This is a genomic window from Herbaspirillum frisingense (assembly GCF_047325095.1).
Classification (GTDB): Bacteria; Pseudomonadota; Gammaproteobacteria; order Burkholderiales; family Burkholderiaceae_D; genus Herbaspirillum; species Herbaspirillum frisingense.
In genome coordinates this window covers 2,345,565-2,361,699 of record NZ_CP168558.1, presented here as the reverse complement: position 1 = coordinate 2,361,699, position 16,135 = coordinate 2,345,565, and the positions used below count along the sequence as shown (strand labels likewise).

General features: G+C 63.7%; 13 protein-coding genes and 2 tRNA genes. 6 read left to right on the top strand and 9 right to left on the bottom strand.

Features of this window, described 5'->3' with window-relative positions; all coding sequences use genetic code 11:
• The first annotated feature begins 16 nt into the window (after positions 1-16).
• From ACEOAC_RS10975 to ACEOAC_RS10965, 3 genes are all read left to right on the top strand, one after another.
• Positions 17-2,797, top strand: coding sequence for a molybdopterin-dependent oxidoreductase (locus ACEOAC_RS10975; protein WP_413444739.1), 2,781 nt, complete (start codon positions 17-19; stop codon positions 2,795-2,797).
• A gap of 67 nt (positions 2,798-2,864) precedes the next feature.
• Positions 2,865-2,941, top strand: a tRNA-Pro gene (locus ACEOAC_RS10970).
• A gap of 113 nt (positions 2,942-3,054) precedes the next feature.
• Positions 3,055-3,131: transfer RNA gene (locus ACEOAC_RS10965), tRNA-Arg, on the top strand.
• Between the two features lie 184 nt (positions 3,132-3,315).
• Here the strand turns inward: ACEOAC_RS10965 and ACEOAC_RS10960 are convergent.
• A protein-coding gene (locus ACEOAC_RS10960; RefSeq protein ID WP_413444738.1) for an IS3 family transposase occupies positions 3,316-4,403 on the bottom strand; the annotation gives its coding sequence in 2 pieces (ribosomal slippage) (positions 3,316-4,151 and positions 4,151-4,403; 1,089 coding nt in all).
• 49 nt (positions 4,404-4,452) lie between these two features.
• Positions 4,453-5,280, bottom strand: coding sequence for a DDE-type integrase/transposase/recombinase (locus tag ACEOAC_RS10955; RefSeq protein ID WP_413444737.1), 828 nt, complete (start codon positions 5,278-5,280; stop codon positions 4,453-4,455).
• Positions 5,281-5,565: 285 nt separating this feature from the next.
• Here ACEOAC_RS10955 and ACEOAC_RS10950 point away from each other — a divergent pair, with 285 nt between their 5' ends.
• Positions 5,566-6,810: an alpha/beta hydrolase family protein gene (locus ACEOAC_RS10950; protein ID WP_413444736.1), complete on the top strand. Its 1,245-nt coding sequence runs from the start codon at positions 5,566-5,568 to the stop codon at positions 6,808-6,810.
• Between the two features lie 148 nt (positions 6,811-6,958).
• Here ACEOAC_RS10950 and ACEOAC_RS10945 read toward each other — a convergent pair whose 3' ends face one another.
• Complete coding sequence (locus ACEOAC_RS10945) at positions 6,959-7,201, bottom strand: hypothetical protein (protein ID WP_006464823.1); 243 nt, start codon at positions 7,199-7,201, stop codon at positions 6,959-6,961.
• 576 nt (positions 7,202-7,777) lie between these two features.
• Here ACEOAC_RS10945 and ACEOAC_RS10940 point away from each other — a divergent pair.
• On the top strand, positions 7,778-8,707 hold the full coding sequence (locus ACEOAC_RS10940) for an amidohydrolase family protein (protein WP_413444735.1): 930 nt from the start codon (positions 7,778-7,780) through the stop codon (positions 8,705-8,707).
• 107 nt (positions 8,708-8,814) lie between these two features.
• Here ACEOAC_RS10940 and ACEOAC_RS10935 read toward each other — a convergent pair whose 3' ends face one another.
• The 6 genes from ACEOAC_RS10935 to ACEOAC_RS10910 all read right to left on the bottom strand — a co-directional run bounded on the left by ACEOAC_RS10935 (position 8,815) and on the right by ACEOAC_RS10910 (position 15,108).
• Entirely contained in the window at positions 8,815-10,137 is a 1,323-nt protein-coding gene (locus tag ACEOAC_RS10935; protein WP_077235196.1) for an MFS transporter, read from the bottom strand.
• Between the two features lie 61 nt (positions 10,138-10,198).
• The gene (locus ACEOAC_RS10930) at positions 10,199-11,140 is read right to left on the bottom strand and encodes a hydroxyacid dehydrogenase (protein WP_413628836.1); all 942 of its coding nucleotides are present in this window, start codon (positions 11,138-11,140) and stop codon (positions 10,199-10,201) included.
• On the bottom strand, positions 11,137-11,826 hold the full coding sequence (locus ACEOAC_RS10925; RefSeq protein ID WP_006464819.1) for a demethylmenaquinone methyltransferase: 690 nt from the start codon (positions 11,824-11,826) through the stop codon (positions 11,137-11,139). The genes ACEOAC_RS10930 and ACEOAC_RS10925 overlap by 4 nt, the downstream gene beginning before the upstream one ends.
• A gap of 47 nt (positions 11,827-11,873) precedes the next feature.
• A complete protein-coding gene (locus ACEOAC_RS10920) occupies positions 11,874-12,794 on the bottom strand; it encodes an SMP-30/gluconolactonase/LRE family protein (protein ID WP_234293893.1) in 921 nt (306 codons plus the stop codon).
• Positions 12,791-14,143 carry an MFS transporter gene (locus tag ACEOAC_RS10915; RefSeq protein ID WP_413445333.1) on the bottom strand — a complete coding sequence of 451 codons (1,353 nt, stop codon included), beginning with the start codon at positions 14,141-14,143 and terminating at the stop codon, positions 12,791-12,793. Before ACEOAC_RS10915 ends, ACEOAC_RS10920 begins: the two co-directional genes overlap by 4 nt.
• Before the next feature lie 11 nt (positions 14,144-14,154).
• Positions 14,155-15,108 carry an amidohydrolase family protein gene (locus ACEOAC_RS10910; protein WP_413445337.1) on the bottom strand — a complete coding sequence of 318 codons (954 nt, stop codon included), beginning with the start codon at positions 15,106-15,108 and terminating at the stop codon, positions 14,155-14,157.
• A 126-nt stretch (positions 15,109-15,234) separates the two neighbouring features.
• Between ACEOAC_RS10910 and ACEOAC_RS10905 the strand changes: the two genes are divergently transcribed.
• Positions 15,235-16,122, top strand: coding sequence for a LysR family transcriptional regulator (locus ACEOAC_RS10905; protein WP_413445334.1), 888 nt, complete (start codon positions 15,235-15,237; stop codon positions 16,120-16,122).
• Positions 16,123-16,135: the final 13 nt, after the last annotated feature.

Below are 16,135 nucleotides of genomic sequence, written 5' to 3'. Positions count from 1 at the left end.
CTCCAAAGGAAACTTCATGAATCTCTCCCAGACCCCGCTCGCCCTGGCCGTGACGACCACCCGCACCACCTGCCCCTATTGCGGCGTGGGCTGCGGCGTAACGGCATCGCTGAAAGAGGACGGCAGCCTGGCCATCAAGGGCGACGAGCAGCACCCCGCCAACCTGGGCCGCCTGTGCGTGAAGGGCTCGGCCCTGGGCGAGACCGTCGATCTCGATGGCCGCCTGTTGCACCCGCAGCGCCGCAACGCCCAGGGCGAACTGGAGCAGGTGTCCTGGGACGATGCCCTGGACGAAGTCGCCGGCAAGTTCTCCGCCATCGTCGCCGAACACGGGCCGGATGCAGTGGCCCTGTATGTCTCCGGGCAGTTGCTGACCGAGGACTACTACATTGCCAACAAGCTCATGAAGGGCTACATCGGCAGCGCCAACATCGACACCAATTCGCGCCTGTGCATGTCTTCGGCCGTGGCCGGACACAAGCGCGCCTTCGGCGAAGACCTGGTGCCGATATGCTACGAAGACCTGGAACTGGCGGACCTGGTGGTGCTGGTGGGATCGAACGCCGCCTGGTGCCACCCCATCCTGTTCCAGCGCATCGCCCGCCTGAAGGAAACTCGCCCGGCGATGCGCCTGATCGTCATCGATCCACGCCGCACCGCCACCTGCGAACTGGCCGACCTGCACCTGCCGATCAAGGCCGGCACCGATGTCTGGCTGTTCAACGGCCTGATGAGCTACCTGGCCCATCGCGGCCTGCGCGACAACACCTTCATCAGCGCCCACACCAACGGTTTCGATGACGCCCTGGCGGTGGCCGACGCCGACTGCGCCGATCCCGCCACGGTAGCGCGTATCTGCAAGGTGGACCTGCAGGACCTGCTGGCCTTCTACCAGGCCTTTGCCGACACTGAAAAAGTGGTCACCGGTTTCTCGATGGGCGTGAACCAGTCCTCCGCCGGTACCGACAAGGTCAACAGCATCATCAACTGCCACCTCGCCACCGGCCGCATCGGCAAGCCCGGCATGGGACCGTTTTCCATCACCGGCCAGCCCAACGCCATGGGCGGCCGCGAAGTCGGCGGCCTGGCCAACATGCTGGCGGCCCACATGGATCTGGAGCAGCCGCTGCACCGCGAGATCGTGCAAGACTTCTGGCAATCCCCGCGCATCGCCGACAAACCCGGCCTGAAAGCGGTGGACATGTTCCGCGCCATCGAGGACGGCCGCATCAAGGCGGTGTGGATCATGGCCACCAACCCCATGGTCAGCCTGCCCGACGCCGACCTGGTGCAACGCGCCCTGCAAAAATGCGAACTGGTGGTGGCCTCGGACGTGGTCACCCAGACCGATACCAATGCCTACGCCCACCTGCTACTGCCGGCCCTGGCCTGGGGCGAGAAGGATGGCACAGTCACCAATTCCGAACGCCGCATCTCGCGCCAGCGCGCTTTCCTGAGCGCCCCCGGCGAAGCACGCGGCGACTGGCGCACCCTGTGCGACGTGGCGCAGCGCATGGGCTTCGAGGGTTTCGACTTCGACGGCCCGCACGCCATCTTCGACGAACATGCCCGCCTGTCGGCCTATCGCAATGGCGAGGCCCATGCTGAGACCGAACCGGGCAAAGTGCGCCGCGTCTTCAACCTGGCCGGCCTGACCGGCCTGGACCGCAGCAGTTACGACACCCTGGCACCGATCCAGTGGCCGGTGCAGCGCCTGTCCGATGGCAGCGTGGCCGGCACGGCACGGGTGCTGCAGGACTACCGTTTCAGCACCGCCGACGGCCGTGCGCGTTTTGTGCCGACCCCACCGCGCAGCCCGCTGCATGCCGCCTGCGAAGACTACCCGCTGATCCTCAATACCGGCCGCGTGCGCGACCACTGGCACACCATGACGCGTACCGGCAAATCGGCCACCCTGGGCAGCCACATCGCTGAATCCTTCATCGACATCCATCCCCAGGACGCCCTGCTCTACGGTCTGCGCGAAGGCGGCCTGGCGCGCATCAGCAGCCGCTGGGGCGCCATGGTGGCGCGGGTGCAGCACGGCGGCGGCATCCCGCGTGGGGCGGTCTTCGTACCTATCCACTGGAACAGCCAGTCGGCCTCGGACGCCCGCGTGGGCGCGGTGGTCAATCCGGTAGTCGACCCGGTCTCGGGCGAGCCCGAGTTCAAGCACACGCCGGTGGCCATCGAAGAATTCCGGGTCGGCTGGCACGGCTTCATCCTTACCCGCCATGCGCTGGCACTGGACGACATCACCCACTGGACCCGCGTGCAGGGCCGCGACTTCCTGCGCTATGAGCTGGCCGGCCGCAACCAGATCAGCGACCACACCGCCTGGGCGCGCGCCCTGCTAGGCGTGCGCGACGACGACGCCGACTGGCTGGAATATGAAGACCTGAGCGACGGCAGCTATCGTGCCGTGCATGTGGTGGATGACCGCATCGACATGTGCCTGTTCATGTCGGCCCGCCCCGACCTGCCCTCGCGCTCCTGGCTGGCCGGCCTGTTCGCCAAGGACAAGCTGGAAGAAGCCGACCGCGTCGGCCTGCTGGTGGGCCAGCCCATCGAAAAAGGCGCTGACACCGGACCGACCGTCTGCTCCTGCTTTGGCGTGGGCCGCAACACGATCTGCGACGCCATCAGGAAGCGGGATCTGGAAGAAGTCAGCCAGGTCACGGCCTGCCTGAAGGCGGGCGGCAACTGCGGCTCCTGCGTACCGGAGATCAAGAAACTGCTGGTGGAAATCAAGCTGCAGAAAGTGGCTGAAGCCCGCGAGGGAGAGGCGGTTTCCTGAGGATTGTTGAACTCGCTTGCAAACCTTGTTGACCATTCGCAAGAGATGCTGCTATTATCTCGCTTCTCGGAGTGTAGCGCAGCCCGGTAGCGCACCTGGTTTGGGACCAGGGGGTCCAAGGTTCGAATCCTTGTACTCCGACCACACTTGAAAAACGGGCTGTTTTTACAGCCCGTTTTCCTTTTCTGGCTCGCTGGTGGAATTGCGGTGACGCACTGATGCAGTCGCACCCCGCCCTTCCCGCCAGCCACGCCGAACTGCCCTTAGCTCAACTGGATAGAGCAATGGCCTTCTAAGCCATAGGTCGGGGGTTCGAGTCCCTCAGGGCAGGCCAAATTTCCTATCTAAATCAAGCACTTACCAAATGAGAGTAGATGGCGATCACTCTCCGAGGCAGGCGATTTTACAGCATCAGTGCGCTCAAAATGTGCCCCCCCCCCCAATTGTAATGACCCAGCCAAACCTGCTCACCTCAAGCTGGTAATCCCCCCATTTTTGAAGCGGCCTGAAAGTAGAAACTATGCGGCCGAGGCCAGTTTCTGTTTTGGCGTGATGCCGCCGATGGCCATGTTGGGGCGTTCATGATTATAGGTCCATAGCCAACGGGTAGCGAATTCCTGGACCTCCTCGACGCTGTCGAACAGGTAGTGCGCCAGCCAGTCGTAACGCACGGTCCGGTTGTAGCGCTCGATGTAGGCGTTCTGCTGCGGCTTGCCAGGTTGAATGAACTCGACATGAATGCCACACCGACTTGCCCATGCCATTAGTGCTGCGCTGACGTATTCCGGGCCATTGTCGCAACGTATCCGATCCGGCCGGCCGCGCCATTCGATGATGCGCTCCAGCGAACGTATCACGCGCTCGGATGGAAGAGAGAAATCCACTTCAATATCCAGGCCCTCACGGTTGAAGTCGTCGATCACGTTGAACAGCCGGATGCTGCGGCCGTCCGACAGTTGATCATGCATGAAGTCCATTGACCATACCTGGTTGAGTGCCGTCGGTTCGGACAGCGGCGCTGGTTTCTCGCGCACCAGACGCTTCTTCGGCTTGATGCGCAGGTTCAGTTCCAGCGCCCGGTAAATCCGGTAGACACGCTTGTGGTTCCAGCCGTAGCCTTTCACGTTGCGCAGGTATAGGAAGCACAGGCCGAAGCCCCAGTTGCGCTGGTTCGCCGTCAGACGAATCAGCCAGTCCGCAATCTCGCAGTTCTCTGAAGATAGCTTTGTTTGATACCGATAGCAGGTCTGGCTAATGCCAAACGCCTGGCATGCCACTCGAATGCTGACAGACTTGTGCTGGACTGCCCGTTGCGCCATCTCACGTCGGCGAGATGGCGCTACCATTTTTTTTGAAGCGCCTCAGCGACGATCTCGGCCTTCAGGCGCTCTTCGGCATACATCTTCTTCAGGCGACGGTTCTCTTCTTCGAGTTCCTTCAGCCGCGCCATCATCGAGGCGTCCATGCCGCCGTACCTGCTTCGCCAACGGTAAAACAGGGCAGAGCTCATGCCGTGCTCTCGGCGCAGCTCAGGAACCGGTGCACCGGCGTCTGCCTGCTTAAGGATGGCGATGATTTGGCTTTCCGAAAAACGTGACTTCTTCATGTAAAACTTCCTCGATTCAATATTGAGAAAATTCTACTTTCAAAGCCGCTTAATTTCCGGGGGGATTACCGATCAGCGCTTGCTCCAACGCCGACTCAGCCGTCTTCGACTTGCCCGAACGCGACAGATGCCAGCCCAGTAATTCCCGCGTGTGGCAATCAATTACCAGGGCCAACATCGCCCAGCCATCACGTCCTGTCCAGATCCGACACAGATCGGTTGCCCAGCGCTGGTCTGGTCCTGTGGCTACCGACGGCAAGGCCTTCACCCTGGGACGGAAACCAATAGGACGCTTCTTGACCTGCCAACCTTTGATCTGGAAGATCCTCTGCACCGTGTTCTTGTTGAATCCGAGCAGGCCCGCCACCGTGCGATAGCCGAAGGACGGCTCTTCCAGGATCATCTTGCGAATCGGTTCGGCAAAGCGCTCCTGCACCTTGGGCTCAGCCTTCACCGGCTTGTAGTAAGCGCTGCGCCTGGCAATCCCAAACCACGCGCAGATCTTACTTGTTGATTTGCTCGCAGATTTGACCCTCTCCATTTGACCCACCTTCCATTGCCTGCTGAAGGCAGCCACCCGGTCATACGACCCCTCGTATCCCAGTTCTCTTAAGTCCAGGAACATCTGTTTCAGGGTCCTTCTTTGCTTCCGAGATTTGACCGCCTCTGCGCTGAGCCAAGCAGAGAGCCTGGCGGTGAATTCATCGAGCGAGCTTGGCGAACGCCTTGCTGGATAAGCGGGTTCGCTGACATCGGATCGGATGTAGCGGCGAACTGTGTTGCGGGAAATGTCGAGCCTGCGAGCGATTTCCCGAATTGAGATGCGGTCTCTGATGTACCAGCGTCGAATAATTCCAAGTAGGGCCACGTCTATCACTCCGTTCTCCCGCTCGCTGTCATGAGCAGGATTGTGGTCTAAACATGGGTCAACTTTGGATGCAAATTTCCTGGGAAAGTGGGTCAGTTTTCAATGCAAATCAACAGGGCACCTCCAAACTGGCGCTTGCAAGGTAAAGCTCCCGCTTTTCCCGCTTTGTGCTGTGCCCCGGCTCGTCATAATGCGCCAGGCTGGGCATGCGTCGTACGCGTCTCAGACCTGCCGCACAGCGCCGGTACAAATGATTGCAGCAATGCATTTCCAATACAAACATAAGGGGTAGCGATGAAGTCATGCCTGATGCGTACCAGCATGGTGCTGGGAATACTGAGCGCCGTGTTGTCCGTCCTGCCTGCGCCGGCGGGGGCACAGAGTCCGGCCACCACGACCGTGCAGGCGGTGGCCTCAGGCGTGCGCGTCCAGCTGATTGGCCGCTGGGATGTTGACAAGCTCAATACCATTCTGCAAAAGGACACACCGGCCTTCTCCGGCGTTCCTGTCACCTACTCGCCCGCACGCAACGCCGTGCTGCTGTATCGGGTGACCTATCCCTCGGTCATCCCGGAGCGCGGCAACCAGCCCATCCTGGCTTCCGGCCTGCTGGCCCTGCCTGATACCCCGGCCAAGTCCTACCCGCTGGTCTCCTACCAGCATGGCACGGTGTATGGGCGCCAGCAGGTGCCGTCCTTCCCCGACCAATCGCCTGAAACGCAATTGATGATTGCCCAGTTTGCCGGCCAGGGCTATGCACTCATCGGCGCTGATTATTTCGGCATGGGCATTTCCGGCGAACCGGAGGGCTACATGGTCAAGGGCAGCCATCAGCAAGCCACCTATGACATGCTGCTGGCCGCGCGCAGCGTGCTGGCCAGCATGGGCGTGCGCGAGGACAAGCTGTTTCTTTCGGGCTGGTCCCAGGGCGGTTTCGTGACCATGGCCTTCCTGGAAAAGCTGGAAGCGGCCGGCATCAAGGTCGATGCAGCGACCACCGCCAGTGCACCGCTGGATGTCTTCGCGCTGCTCGAAGGTTTTCTCACCTATCCGCGTTCCAATGATGCGGACTGGCTCAACAGCATCGTGATCCTGTCGGCCTTCGCCTTCGAAAATTATTACGGCGTACCTGGCCTGGCACGCTCGGTGCTCAACGACGCCTCCTACGAGGTCGCCCAGAAAGCCTACAATCGCCAACCCTTCAATGTGGCCGACATTCCGACCGACCTGCACAAGCTGATGCGGCCGGAATATTTCGATCCGCAATACTTCGCCCGGTCCGCCTATGGTCGGCTGATCGCGACCACCCAGGCCTATCGCTGGGTGATCCGTTCTGACGTGCGCAATTACTATGGTGAATCGGATGAAGCCATCACCCCCGGCGTGGGTCGCATGGCGATGACGTATGCGCAGGCCATGGGTGCCGGCAATCCGCATGTGCAGGCGGTATCCACCGGACCGACCACGCATCGCGGGACCTTTGCCACGGCCGTGCCCTCATGGAAACGCTGGTTCGATGACAAGGTGGCGGGCAAGTAAGGAGTCGGCCTGGCGGCGCATGCCGGGCCACTCAACGACAGACTTTTGCTGATGCGACTGCGGCAGCCGTGTTGTTCGGCGCCCGGTCAGCTAAAGACTACGGCTGGGGCAAGGCATTCAGTCCGGCGACAGCAATGCGTCGTACCCATCAGGGAAACGTCAACTCCAACCCCAACATCTTCGCGACGTCATACGTCACCACCCCCAACCCCACCAGCAAGATCAAGAAGATCACGATCACCGTCGCCGCTCCCCGCAGCACGGCGCGCCTCTCCTTGCCTTTTTCCTTTTCCTTCTTTCCTTGGTCGTAGTGCCATTTGATGGCGTAGAACATGCCCGTGCAGAGCACGCCGAGCTTGAAGATGACGAAGACGATAGGGACCCAATCCATGATGCGTGTTTTCCAGTTGCGGGCAGTGACGAAAAAAGCCGATAGCGCTGCAGTTGCCTGAGCGCTATCGGATACCACCACAGTCAAAACCCTTGTTGATGTGGGCGCCCTCCACTGCGGCGCCAGCCTTGAATCCGAAGTCGGGCCTGTTCCCACTAAATCTGCGAGATCCTTATTTTGTGGGAACAGGCCCCAGCACAGGTGTGTCACTGTCCCGGTAACACTTGTTTTTAGCCATTCTAACCAGCTAGCGTCCATACATCCAGAAGACAAGATCCATACAAGATCGCGATCCGGCCCCGATGCCCGGATTCAGCGCCCTGCCCCCTGCCCGGTGCAGGCCGGCCGGCAGAATAGCAAAGTGATCGGCGGCGTGTCTGACAGCATGTCGCCCTGCAGGCTGAACGCAGACAGGACGCGCCGGACGCACCCATTCCCGCCATTTATCGTTGGGAAAATAAAAGGAAATAGTCCTGCTTCCTCCCCCTCGCTAGACTCCCGCACAGGCAGGCTACGCGCGCTCACATCCTGCGCCTGTGCCGCTCATGCCGACAACAACAACCACCAGGGAGACCCATGGTCAACAGAAGACGCTTCATCGCGGGCAGCCTGCTCGCGTGCACCGGCTTGCGCGCTGCGCTGGCACAATCCGTTCCCAACTCGGCCGGCACCGAGGCCCCGCGCCTGAAGGCGCCGGCGCTGGCGTGCGACAGCCATCACCACATCTATGACGCGCGCTTTCCGGTGTCGCCGCACTGGCGCGGCGGGCGTCCGGATGGCGCTACCGTGGCCGACTACCGGCTGCTGATGGCCAAGCTGGGCATCGCGCGGCATGTGGTGGTGCAGCCTTCCACCTATGGCAGTGACAATCGCTGCCTGCTGGATGCACTGGCGCAGTTTGGCCCGCAGGCACGCGGCATCGTGGTGATCGACGACGATGTTGATCTGGCCCGGTTGCAGGAGATGGACCGGCTGGGCGTACGTGGAGTGCGGGTCAATTTCCTGTCGGCGCAGAGCTGGGGCGTGACCACGGTGGACCGCCTGCGTCGCACGGCGGAACGTATCGCGCCGCTGGGCTGGCATGTGCAGGTGCTGATGTCGGGACCACAGATCGCGCAGCATGAGGCGGTGCTGGCCGGGCTGCCCACACCAGTGGTGATCGACCATCTGGGCCGCGTCCCGCAGCCGGACGGCCTGGACCATCCGGGTGCCAGGGCGATCCTGCGCTTGCTGGAGAAGGGCCATGTCTGGATCAAGCTGTCCGAGCCGTATGCCGATACCTTGCGCGGGGCGCCGGATTATCCGGATACCAGCCTGCTGGCCCGCGCCTATCTGCAGGCGGCGCCGCAGCGCACGCTGTGGGGCAGCGACTGGCCGCATCCGACCGAGAAGATCAAGCCGGACGATGCCGTGCTGTTCGACCTGCTGGCCGACTGGGCACCGGACCCGGCGCTGCGCGAACAGGTGCTGGTGAGCAACCCGGCGGCGCTGTTCGGCTTCCGCTGATCTGCCTGGCTGGCGCCTCAGGCGCCAGTAAAAAAACGCCTTGCATTCGATTGAACGCAAGGCGTTTTTGTATGGGTGATGCGGATTGCGTTGTGAGCGGGTCCTGCTCAGCGCACCGCCTCCTTCATCACGCCGCTGCCCTGCGAGCGCGCCTTGCGCGACAGGAACAGCAGGATCCCCACGCTCACCACCGACAGGCCCACCATCGGCAGCAGGGCCATGGCGTAGCTGCCCGTGGCGTCCTTGACCCAGCCGTAGACGTTGACCATCAGGCCGCCGCCGATCAGGTTGGAGACGGCGTTGATGCCCGCCAGCCCGGCCGCTGCCGAACCGGTGGCCAGCCAGCTGGAGGCCATGGCCCAGAACGGTCCCTTGAAGGAATAGGCGCCGATCAACACCATGGTCAGCAGCAACACCACCGGCACCAGCGAATTGGCCAGGGTGGCCATGGCCAGGCCGCCGCCGATCAGAATCAGCGGGATGGCGGTATGCCAGCGACGTTCGCCGCTACGGTCGGAATGACGGCCCCACCACACCATCAGCACCGAGGCGATCAGGTAGGGAATGGAGTTCACCAGACCGGTCTGCATCACCGTCAGGCCGAAGGACTTCAGCAACTGCGGCTGCCAGACGTTGAGCACCGAGCCGGCTGCCGAGGCGCAGGCGCAGACCAGCGCCATGCCCCAGACGTGCGGCTGGCTGAACAGCTTCCACAGCGGCACATGCTGCTTGGCGGCGCGGCCGGCGGCCTCCTTGTTCATGGTGGCGGTCAGCCAGTTGCGCTGGCGCTCGTCGAGCCAGCGGGCCTGTTCAGGGCGGTCGGTCAGGAAGCGCAGACAGACCACGCCCAGCAGCACCGTGGGCAGGCCTTCCAGCATGAACAGCCAGTGCCAGCCACGCAGGCCGCCGATGCCATCCATCTGCAGCAGCAATGCCGAGATCGGCGAGGCAATGAAGCTGGCTGCCGGGATGGCCACCATGAACAGCGCCACGATACGGGCGCGATAGGCCGAGGGCACCCAGTAGGTCAGGTACAGCACCACGCCGGGGAAGAAGCCGGCTTCGGCTGCACCCAGGATGAAGCGCACCACGTACAGGGAGTTCGGCCCTTGCACCAGGGCGGTACAGGCCGAGATCAGGCCCCAGCTGATCATGATGCGCGCCAGCCATTTGCGGGCGCCGAACTTCTGCAGCGCCAGGTTGCTGGGCACCTCGAAGATGAAATAGGCGATGAAGAACAGGCTGCTGGCAAAGCCGAACATCTTGGGCGAGAGCCCGAGGTCGTGGTTCATCTGCAGCGCGGCCATGCCGATGTTGCCACGGTCGATGAAGGCAAACAGGTAGCACAGCATCAGGAATGGCAGCAGCCGCCAGGTGACCTTTTTTACGGTCTCCTGCTCCAGCTGCTTGTCGTCTTGGATGGTCTCCATGTGTCTCTCTCGGAAGGCGGGCGCCGCCTGTGTCGGCGGCTGGCCCGGGGGTGATTATGGATCAGCCGGCAATGGCCTGCTCGTTGAGCACTGCCAGGATGTTGCGGGCAGCGCCGGTGCCCATGGCGATGTAGGCGTCGGATGTCACGCCGCCGATGTGCGGGCTCAGGATGGCGTTGCCAACGTCCTGCAAGGGATGAGGCGCGGCGAAGGGCTCCTTCTCGAAACTGTCCAGCCCGGCGGCGCGCAGCTTGCCGCTGTTGAGGGCGGCGATCAGGGCCGCTTCGTCGATCAGGCCACCGCGTGCGGTGTTGACCAGGATGGTGCCATCCTTCATGCGGGCCAGCGACTGGGCGTTGATCATGTGCTTGTTCTCGGCGGTCAGCGGGCAATGCAGCGAGACCACGTCGGAGCGGGCATAGAGCGTGTCCAGATCGACCAGTTGCACGCCCGGTGCCGCTTCCTTGGCATACGGGTCGTAGGCCAGCACCGGCATGCCCAGCGCGGCCGCCACGGCGGCCACGCGACGGCCGATGGCGCCAAAGCCGACCAGGCCCAGGGTGCGTCCCTGAAGCTCCAGGCTCTTGTGGGTGGACTTGTCCCAGTGACCTTCGCGCATGCGGCGGTCCAGGCCGACCACGTTCTTGGCGCAAGCCATGATCAGTGCCCAGGTATGTTCGGCCACGGCCGGGGCATTGGCGCCGACGGCGGCCTTGACGGCGATGCCGCGTTGCTGCGCGGCCTGGCTGTCGATGGTGTCGATGCCGGTGCCGTGCTTGGAGATCACGCGCAGCGCCGGGCTGGCATCCATCACGCGCGCGCTCACGCCGCCGTAGCGCACGATGATGGCCACCGGCTGGTGCTGTTGCGCCAGCTTGATGAGGTCGTCCTCGGTCGGTTTGGCGCTGGTGTAGACCAGCTGGTAGTCGCGCAGGATATCGACGGCGGCCGGGGCCAGGTCGATACCGGTGACAATCACCACGTCCTTGTGGGCGCCGCTCACAGTGTTTCTCCTTCGGCCAGCACGCCGCCCTTGCGCAGCGCGCCTTCCAGCCAGCCCGGACGCAGCGGGCCACCGCCACGGATCTCGGTCAGGCGCTTGGTTTCGTCGGCCACCTTCTTGGCGGCGGCCTCCAGCAGGGAGGCGGCCTTCTCGCGCTCGACCACCACCACGCCGTCGGCGTCACCGACGATCAGGTCACCGGGCTGCACGGCGGTGCCGCCCACCGAGATGGGCCAGTTCACGCGGCCGGCGATGTTCTTGGTGGGGCCGTTGGGGTTGGCGCCGACGGCATAGACGGGGAAACCGATCTCGCGCAGGGCCTCGGTGTCGCGCACGGAACCGTAGATGATGATGCCGGCCAGGCCGCTCGCCTTGCATTGCGAGACCATGATCTCGCCCATCAGTGCGCTGGTCTCGTCACCCTTGCCATCGATGACCAGCACGTCGCCCGGCTTGGCGATGGCCATGGCGGCGTGGATCATCAGGTTGTCGCCGGGGCGCACTTCCACGGTCAGCGCGGGGCCTGCCACGCGCATGGTGGGCGACAGCGGCGCGACGCGGCTGCACAGGGTGCCGCGACGGCCGGCGACGTCGGCCAGGATGGAGGCGGGGAATTCGGCGGCCTTGGCGACGATGGCGGCGTCGACACGGTCGAAGTCACGGATGAAATCAGGTTGCTGGCTCATGGTGTGGGTCCTTTGCTGGAAGTGAAGTCAGGGCCGAGGGTTCAGCCTCAGGCATGGGAATACATGGGCAGACCGGCCACCGGCACGTCGGCGCGCAGGATGCTGCCGGTCTGGGATTCAGTGATGAAGAGGCTCTTGCCCTCCGGCCCGCCGAAGGCGAGATTGGTGGTGGAGATGCCGGCCGTGGAGCGGATGCGCAGCAGCGGCTCGGCAAACTTGGAAAGCCGCCAGATGGAGCCGAATCCGGTGTGGGCGATGTACAGGCAGCTCTCCGCATCCAGGGCCAGTCCGTCCGGGCCGGCCATGCCGCCATGCAGGTTGGCGAAGACGCCGACCTTGCCGACCACGCCGTTGTGATGCAGGGGAATGCGCCAGATCTGCTGGGCGCGGGTCACGGCCACCAGCAGATGGTTCAGGGCCGGGTCGTAGACGATGCCATTGGGGCTGGGAATGGTATTGATCAGGCAGGTCAGCTGGCCGTCCGGCGCCAGCCGGTAGACGCGGCCGGTGGCGTCCTGCAGGCCGGTCTGGCCCTGGTCGGTGAAATAGATCTCGCCCTTGGGGCCGAAGACCAGGTCGTTGACGCCCTTGAAGCCTTCCGAGCCGACCGTCTCCAGGAGCGGTGTGACGGTGCCGGTATCCGGGTCCAGTTGTACCAGGCCGCGCTTGTAGTCGGTGATGACGATGCGACCGGTCTTGTCGATCTTGAGGCCATTGGGCCAGCCGTCGTATTCGGTGACCAGTTCCCACTCGCCTTGCATCGAAATGCGGAAGATGCGGCCGTAGGGAATGTCGGTCACGTAGAGCCGGCCCTGGCGGTCGAAGGACGGGCCTTCGAGGAAGGAATCGATGGGCTGGCCGCCACGGTTGGCATCGCCCCACGCGTTCTTGCGGGGGGTACGGAAATGGTCCGGCAGGCGGGTGAAGACGGTGGCCTCGACCACCGGAGGCGGGGCAAAGAAGCTCATGCGGGTTCCTTGGAAGAAGACGTCGTGCGGGAATGGCTGCGGGAAGGATCGCCCAGGGCCAGCGTGATCACGGCGCCCAGCAGCAAGGCGGCGGCCACGAAGATCAGGGGATAGGTAAAGCCCTGGGTCGATTCGCGGATGAAGCCGATCACCGACGGTCCGACAAAGCCGCCCAGGTTGCCGATGGAGACGATCAGGGCCAGTCCGCCGGCTGCGGCGCGGCCAGTCAGGAAGCCCGACGGGATGGCCCAGAAGGTAGCCTGGAAGGACAGGATGGACGCCACCGCCACCGTGATGGCCAGCATCTTTAGCAGCGGCGTATGCAGGAAGGCCGAGATCGCCAGCGACAGCGCGGCCAGGACGATGGCACCGGCCACATAGACCAGCCGGCGCTGGCTGCGGTTGGCCAGGCGCGCCCAGAGCGTCATGGCGATGGCGCCGACCAGATAGGGGATGGCCGCCACCAGGCCGACCTGGTGCGAGGGCAGGCCGAATTCGCGGATGATCTGCGGCAGCCACAGGCCGATGCTGAGCGAGCCGATGATGCCGCAGAAGTTGGCCGCGGCCAGGGCGAACACGCGCCAGTTGGTGAAGGCGTCCTTGAGCTTGTTGCCATGACGGGCGGCCAGCACGTTCTGTTCGGTCGAGAGTTCGTTTTCCAGCCAGCGCTTTTCATCACTGCTGAGCCAGGCGGCCTTGGACGGACGGTCCGGCAGCAGGAACAGGCACAGCACACCCAGCAACACGGCCGGTACAGCCTCCAGCAGCAACAGCACCTGCCAGCCCTGGAAGCCCCACATGCCGTGCAACTCCATGAGCGCGCCCGACAAGGGCGAGCCAATGATGTTGGCCACCGGGATGCCGATCAGGAAGAAGGCCGTGGCCTTGCCGCGCCAGGCGCCGGGGAACCACTGCGTGAAGTACAGGTAGATGCCCGGGGTGAAGCCGGCCTCGGCCATGCCCAGCAGGAAGCGCGCCAGCGCAAAGCTCTTGGGACCGACCACGAAGGCGGTGGCCATCGAGATCAGACCCCAGGAAATCATGATGCGCGAAATCCACATGCGGGCGCCGAAACGGTGCAGCGCCAGGTTGCTGGGAATCTCGAAGAAGAAGTAACCGATGAAGAACAGACCCGCACCCAGCCCGAACTGCGAGGGCGTCAGGCCCAGGTCCTTGTTCATGGTCAAGGCGGCGAAGCCGACGTTGATGCGGTCCAGATAGCTGACCACGTAGCACAGCAGGATGAAGGGAATGAGGCGACGCATCACCTTCTTCATGGTGGCCTGCTCGCTGACGACCACTTCGGTGACAGCCGGCTGCGCCAGCGGATTGATCGATGCCTGGGACATGTGGGGCTCCGTCAGAAGTGGTAGAGGCGGGTCGGGTTGTCGACCAGCACGGTGCGCATGAGCGCGTCCGAGCCCAGCCAGGTGGTCATCACATCGAGCAGTCGGGCGTCATCGGGCTTGTGCTGTTCGGTCGGGTGCGGCCAGTCGCTGCCCCAGACCACTTGCGAAGGCGCAAGCTGCACCAGCGTGCGGGCCAGCGGTGCGACGTCGTCGTAGTCGGGCGCGCCCCGCTTGCTGTACAGATAGGCGCCGGAAAGCTTGACGCTGGCGCGCTGCTCGCGCATCAGGCCGGTCACGAAATCGAATACCGGATGCGTTGCATCGGCCTGCAGCGGGATGCGGGCGAAGTGGTCGAACACCAGCGGCACCGGCAGGCGGGCCAGCACTGCGCGATTGGCCAGCAAGACCTCGTTGGGCATGTTGACCTGCAGGTGCCAGCCCAGCGGGGCGACGCGGCGCGCCAACGGCTCCATCATCTCCACGGTGGTGACCGAACCCAGGGCCAGGTTGAAACGCAGGCCGCGCACACCTGCCTGATGCAGGGCCTGCAATTGGTCGTCGCTGACCTGGTCGTTCACCACGGCCACGCCGCGTGCGCGGGGGCCCAGTTGGGCCAGGGCGTCCAGCGTGCAGCGGTTGTCCACGCCATAGGCCGAGGGCGTGACCACCACGTTGCGGGTGGTCCCCAGCCGTTGTTGCAGCTGGCGGTACATCGCCACGGTGGCCGCCGGATGCAGCAGCTTGGCGCCGGGTGCCCAGGGGAAGCGCGGGTCGTAGACATGCATGTGGCAGTCGCAGGCATCGGCCGGCAGTCTGGCCGACGCAGGTTCGCTGCCGGAAGAATGGGGGTAGCTGACAGGCTGGGGCTGGGCCAGCGCTGACGGCAGATAACTGCCGGCACCAAGGCTGATGGCCCATTGGGCGCTGCGCCGCAGGAAGTGGCGCCGGGAAGGCTGGACGTGCATCGTGCTGGTCTCCATGTTGTCGCCGCCACGGTGGGCGGGGTTCTTGTTTGGAGGGCAGTCTACGCGGGCGAATATTTAATGTATATTTGCTTTTATTTTACGTTCGATAACTTCCAGGAATGATTTATGGACTTCCGCGACCTCAAGTATTTCGCCGTCATCGCCGAGGAAGGCCACGTGGGGCGGGCCGCCGAGCGGCTCTACAAGACCCAGCCGGCACTGACCAAGTGCATCGATCGTCTGGAAGAACAACTGGGGGCGCCGCTGTTTGAACGGGCCGGGCGCGGCATCCGCCTGACCGCCGTGGGCCAGGCGCTGCTGACCCGGGCGCGCCAGATCAGCCTGATGATGGACGAGACCGCACGCGAGATCGGCGACTATGCCAATGGGCGGGACGGCAACATCCGCCTGGGCTGCGTCCCCACGCTGGCCGAGCACGTGCTGCCGGGCATCTGCCAGCAGTTGCTGGCGGAGGCGCCCAAGGTGACCATCGACCTCAAGGTGTCGATGAACGATGTCCTGCTGACGGGATTGAAGGCGGGAGAACTGGATATCGTACTGGGGCCGATGATCCAGGATGACGAGCTATTCCATACCGAGGAAATCATGCAGGACCAGATGGTGGTGATGGCCAGCCCGCATCACCCCATCTTCGACAGGAAGGTCAGGCTGCGCGACCTGCTGGAATACCAGTGGGTCTTGCCGGCGCAATCGGTATTGAGCCGGCAGTGGCTGGACAATGTCTTCGACCGCCATCACCTGCCCCGGCCCGGCGTGCAGATCACGCCCACGGTGCTGAACATGATCCTGCCGCTCATCGAGCGCAGCAATCTGCTGGGCTTTGCGTCCAAGCTGAATCTGCAGGGCGGCCGGGGCCACCTGCGTGAGGTGGCCCTGAAGGAAACCACCATGCTGCGCCGCATGGGCCTGACCCATCGGCGCGACATGTACCTGTCACCGGCGGCGCTGCGGCTGATCCGCATCATTCGCGAAAAGGCGGCCGGCCAGCCGTGACCGGTACCCGCCT

Excerpts from the sequence above, each read along its gene's own strand:
- ACEOAC_RS10975 (WP_413444739.1), top strand. The coding sequence starts at position 17 with ATGAATCTCTCCCAGACCCCGCTCGCCCTGGCCGTGACGACCACCCGC.
- ACEOAC_RS10950 (WP_413444736.1), top strand. The coding sequence starts at position 5,566 with ATGAAGTCATGCCTGATGCGTACCAGCATGGTGCTGGGAATACTGAGC.
- ACEOAC_RS10945 (WP_006464823.1), bottom strand. The coding sequence starts at position 7,201 with ATGGATTGGGTCCCTATCGTCTTCGTCATCTTCAAGCTCGGCGTGCTC.
- ACEOAC_RS10940 (WP_413444735.1), top strand. The coding sequence starts at position 7,778 with ATGGTCAACAGAAGACGCTTCATCGCGGGCAGCCTGCTCGCGTGCACC.
- ACEOAC_RS10935 (WP_077235196.1), bottom strand. The coding sequence starts at position 10,137 with ATGGAGACCATCCAAGACGACAAGCAGCTGGAGCAGGAGACCGTAAAA.
- ACEOAC_RS10925 (WP_006464819.1), bottom strand. The coding sequence starts at position 11,826 with ATGAGCCAGCAACCTGATTTCATCCGTGACTTCGACCGTGTCGACGCC.
- ACEOAC_RS10920 (WP_234293893.1), bottom strand. The coding sequence starts at position 12,794 with ATGAGCTTCTTTGCCCCGCCTCCGGTGGTCGAGGCCACCGTCTTCACC.
- ACEOAC_RS10915 (WP_413445333.1), bottom strand. The coding sequence starts at position 14,143 with ATGTCCCAGGCATCGATCAATCCGCTGGCGCAGCCGGCTGTCACCGAA.
- ACEOAC_RS10910 (WP_413445337.1), bottom strand. The coding sequence starts at position 15,108 with ATGCACGTCCAGCCTTCCCGGCGCCACTTCCTGCGGCGCAGCGCCCAA.
- ACEOAC_RS10905 (WP_413445334.1), top strand. The coding sequence starts at position 15,235 with ATGGACTTCCGCGACCTCAAGTATTTCGCCGTCATCGCCGAGGAAGGC.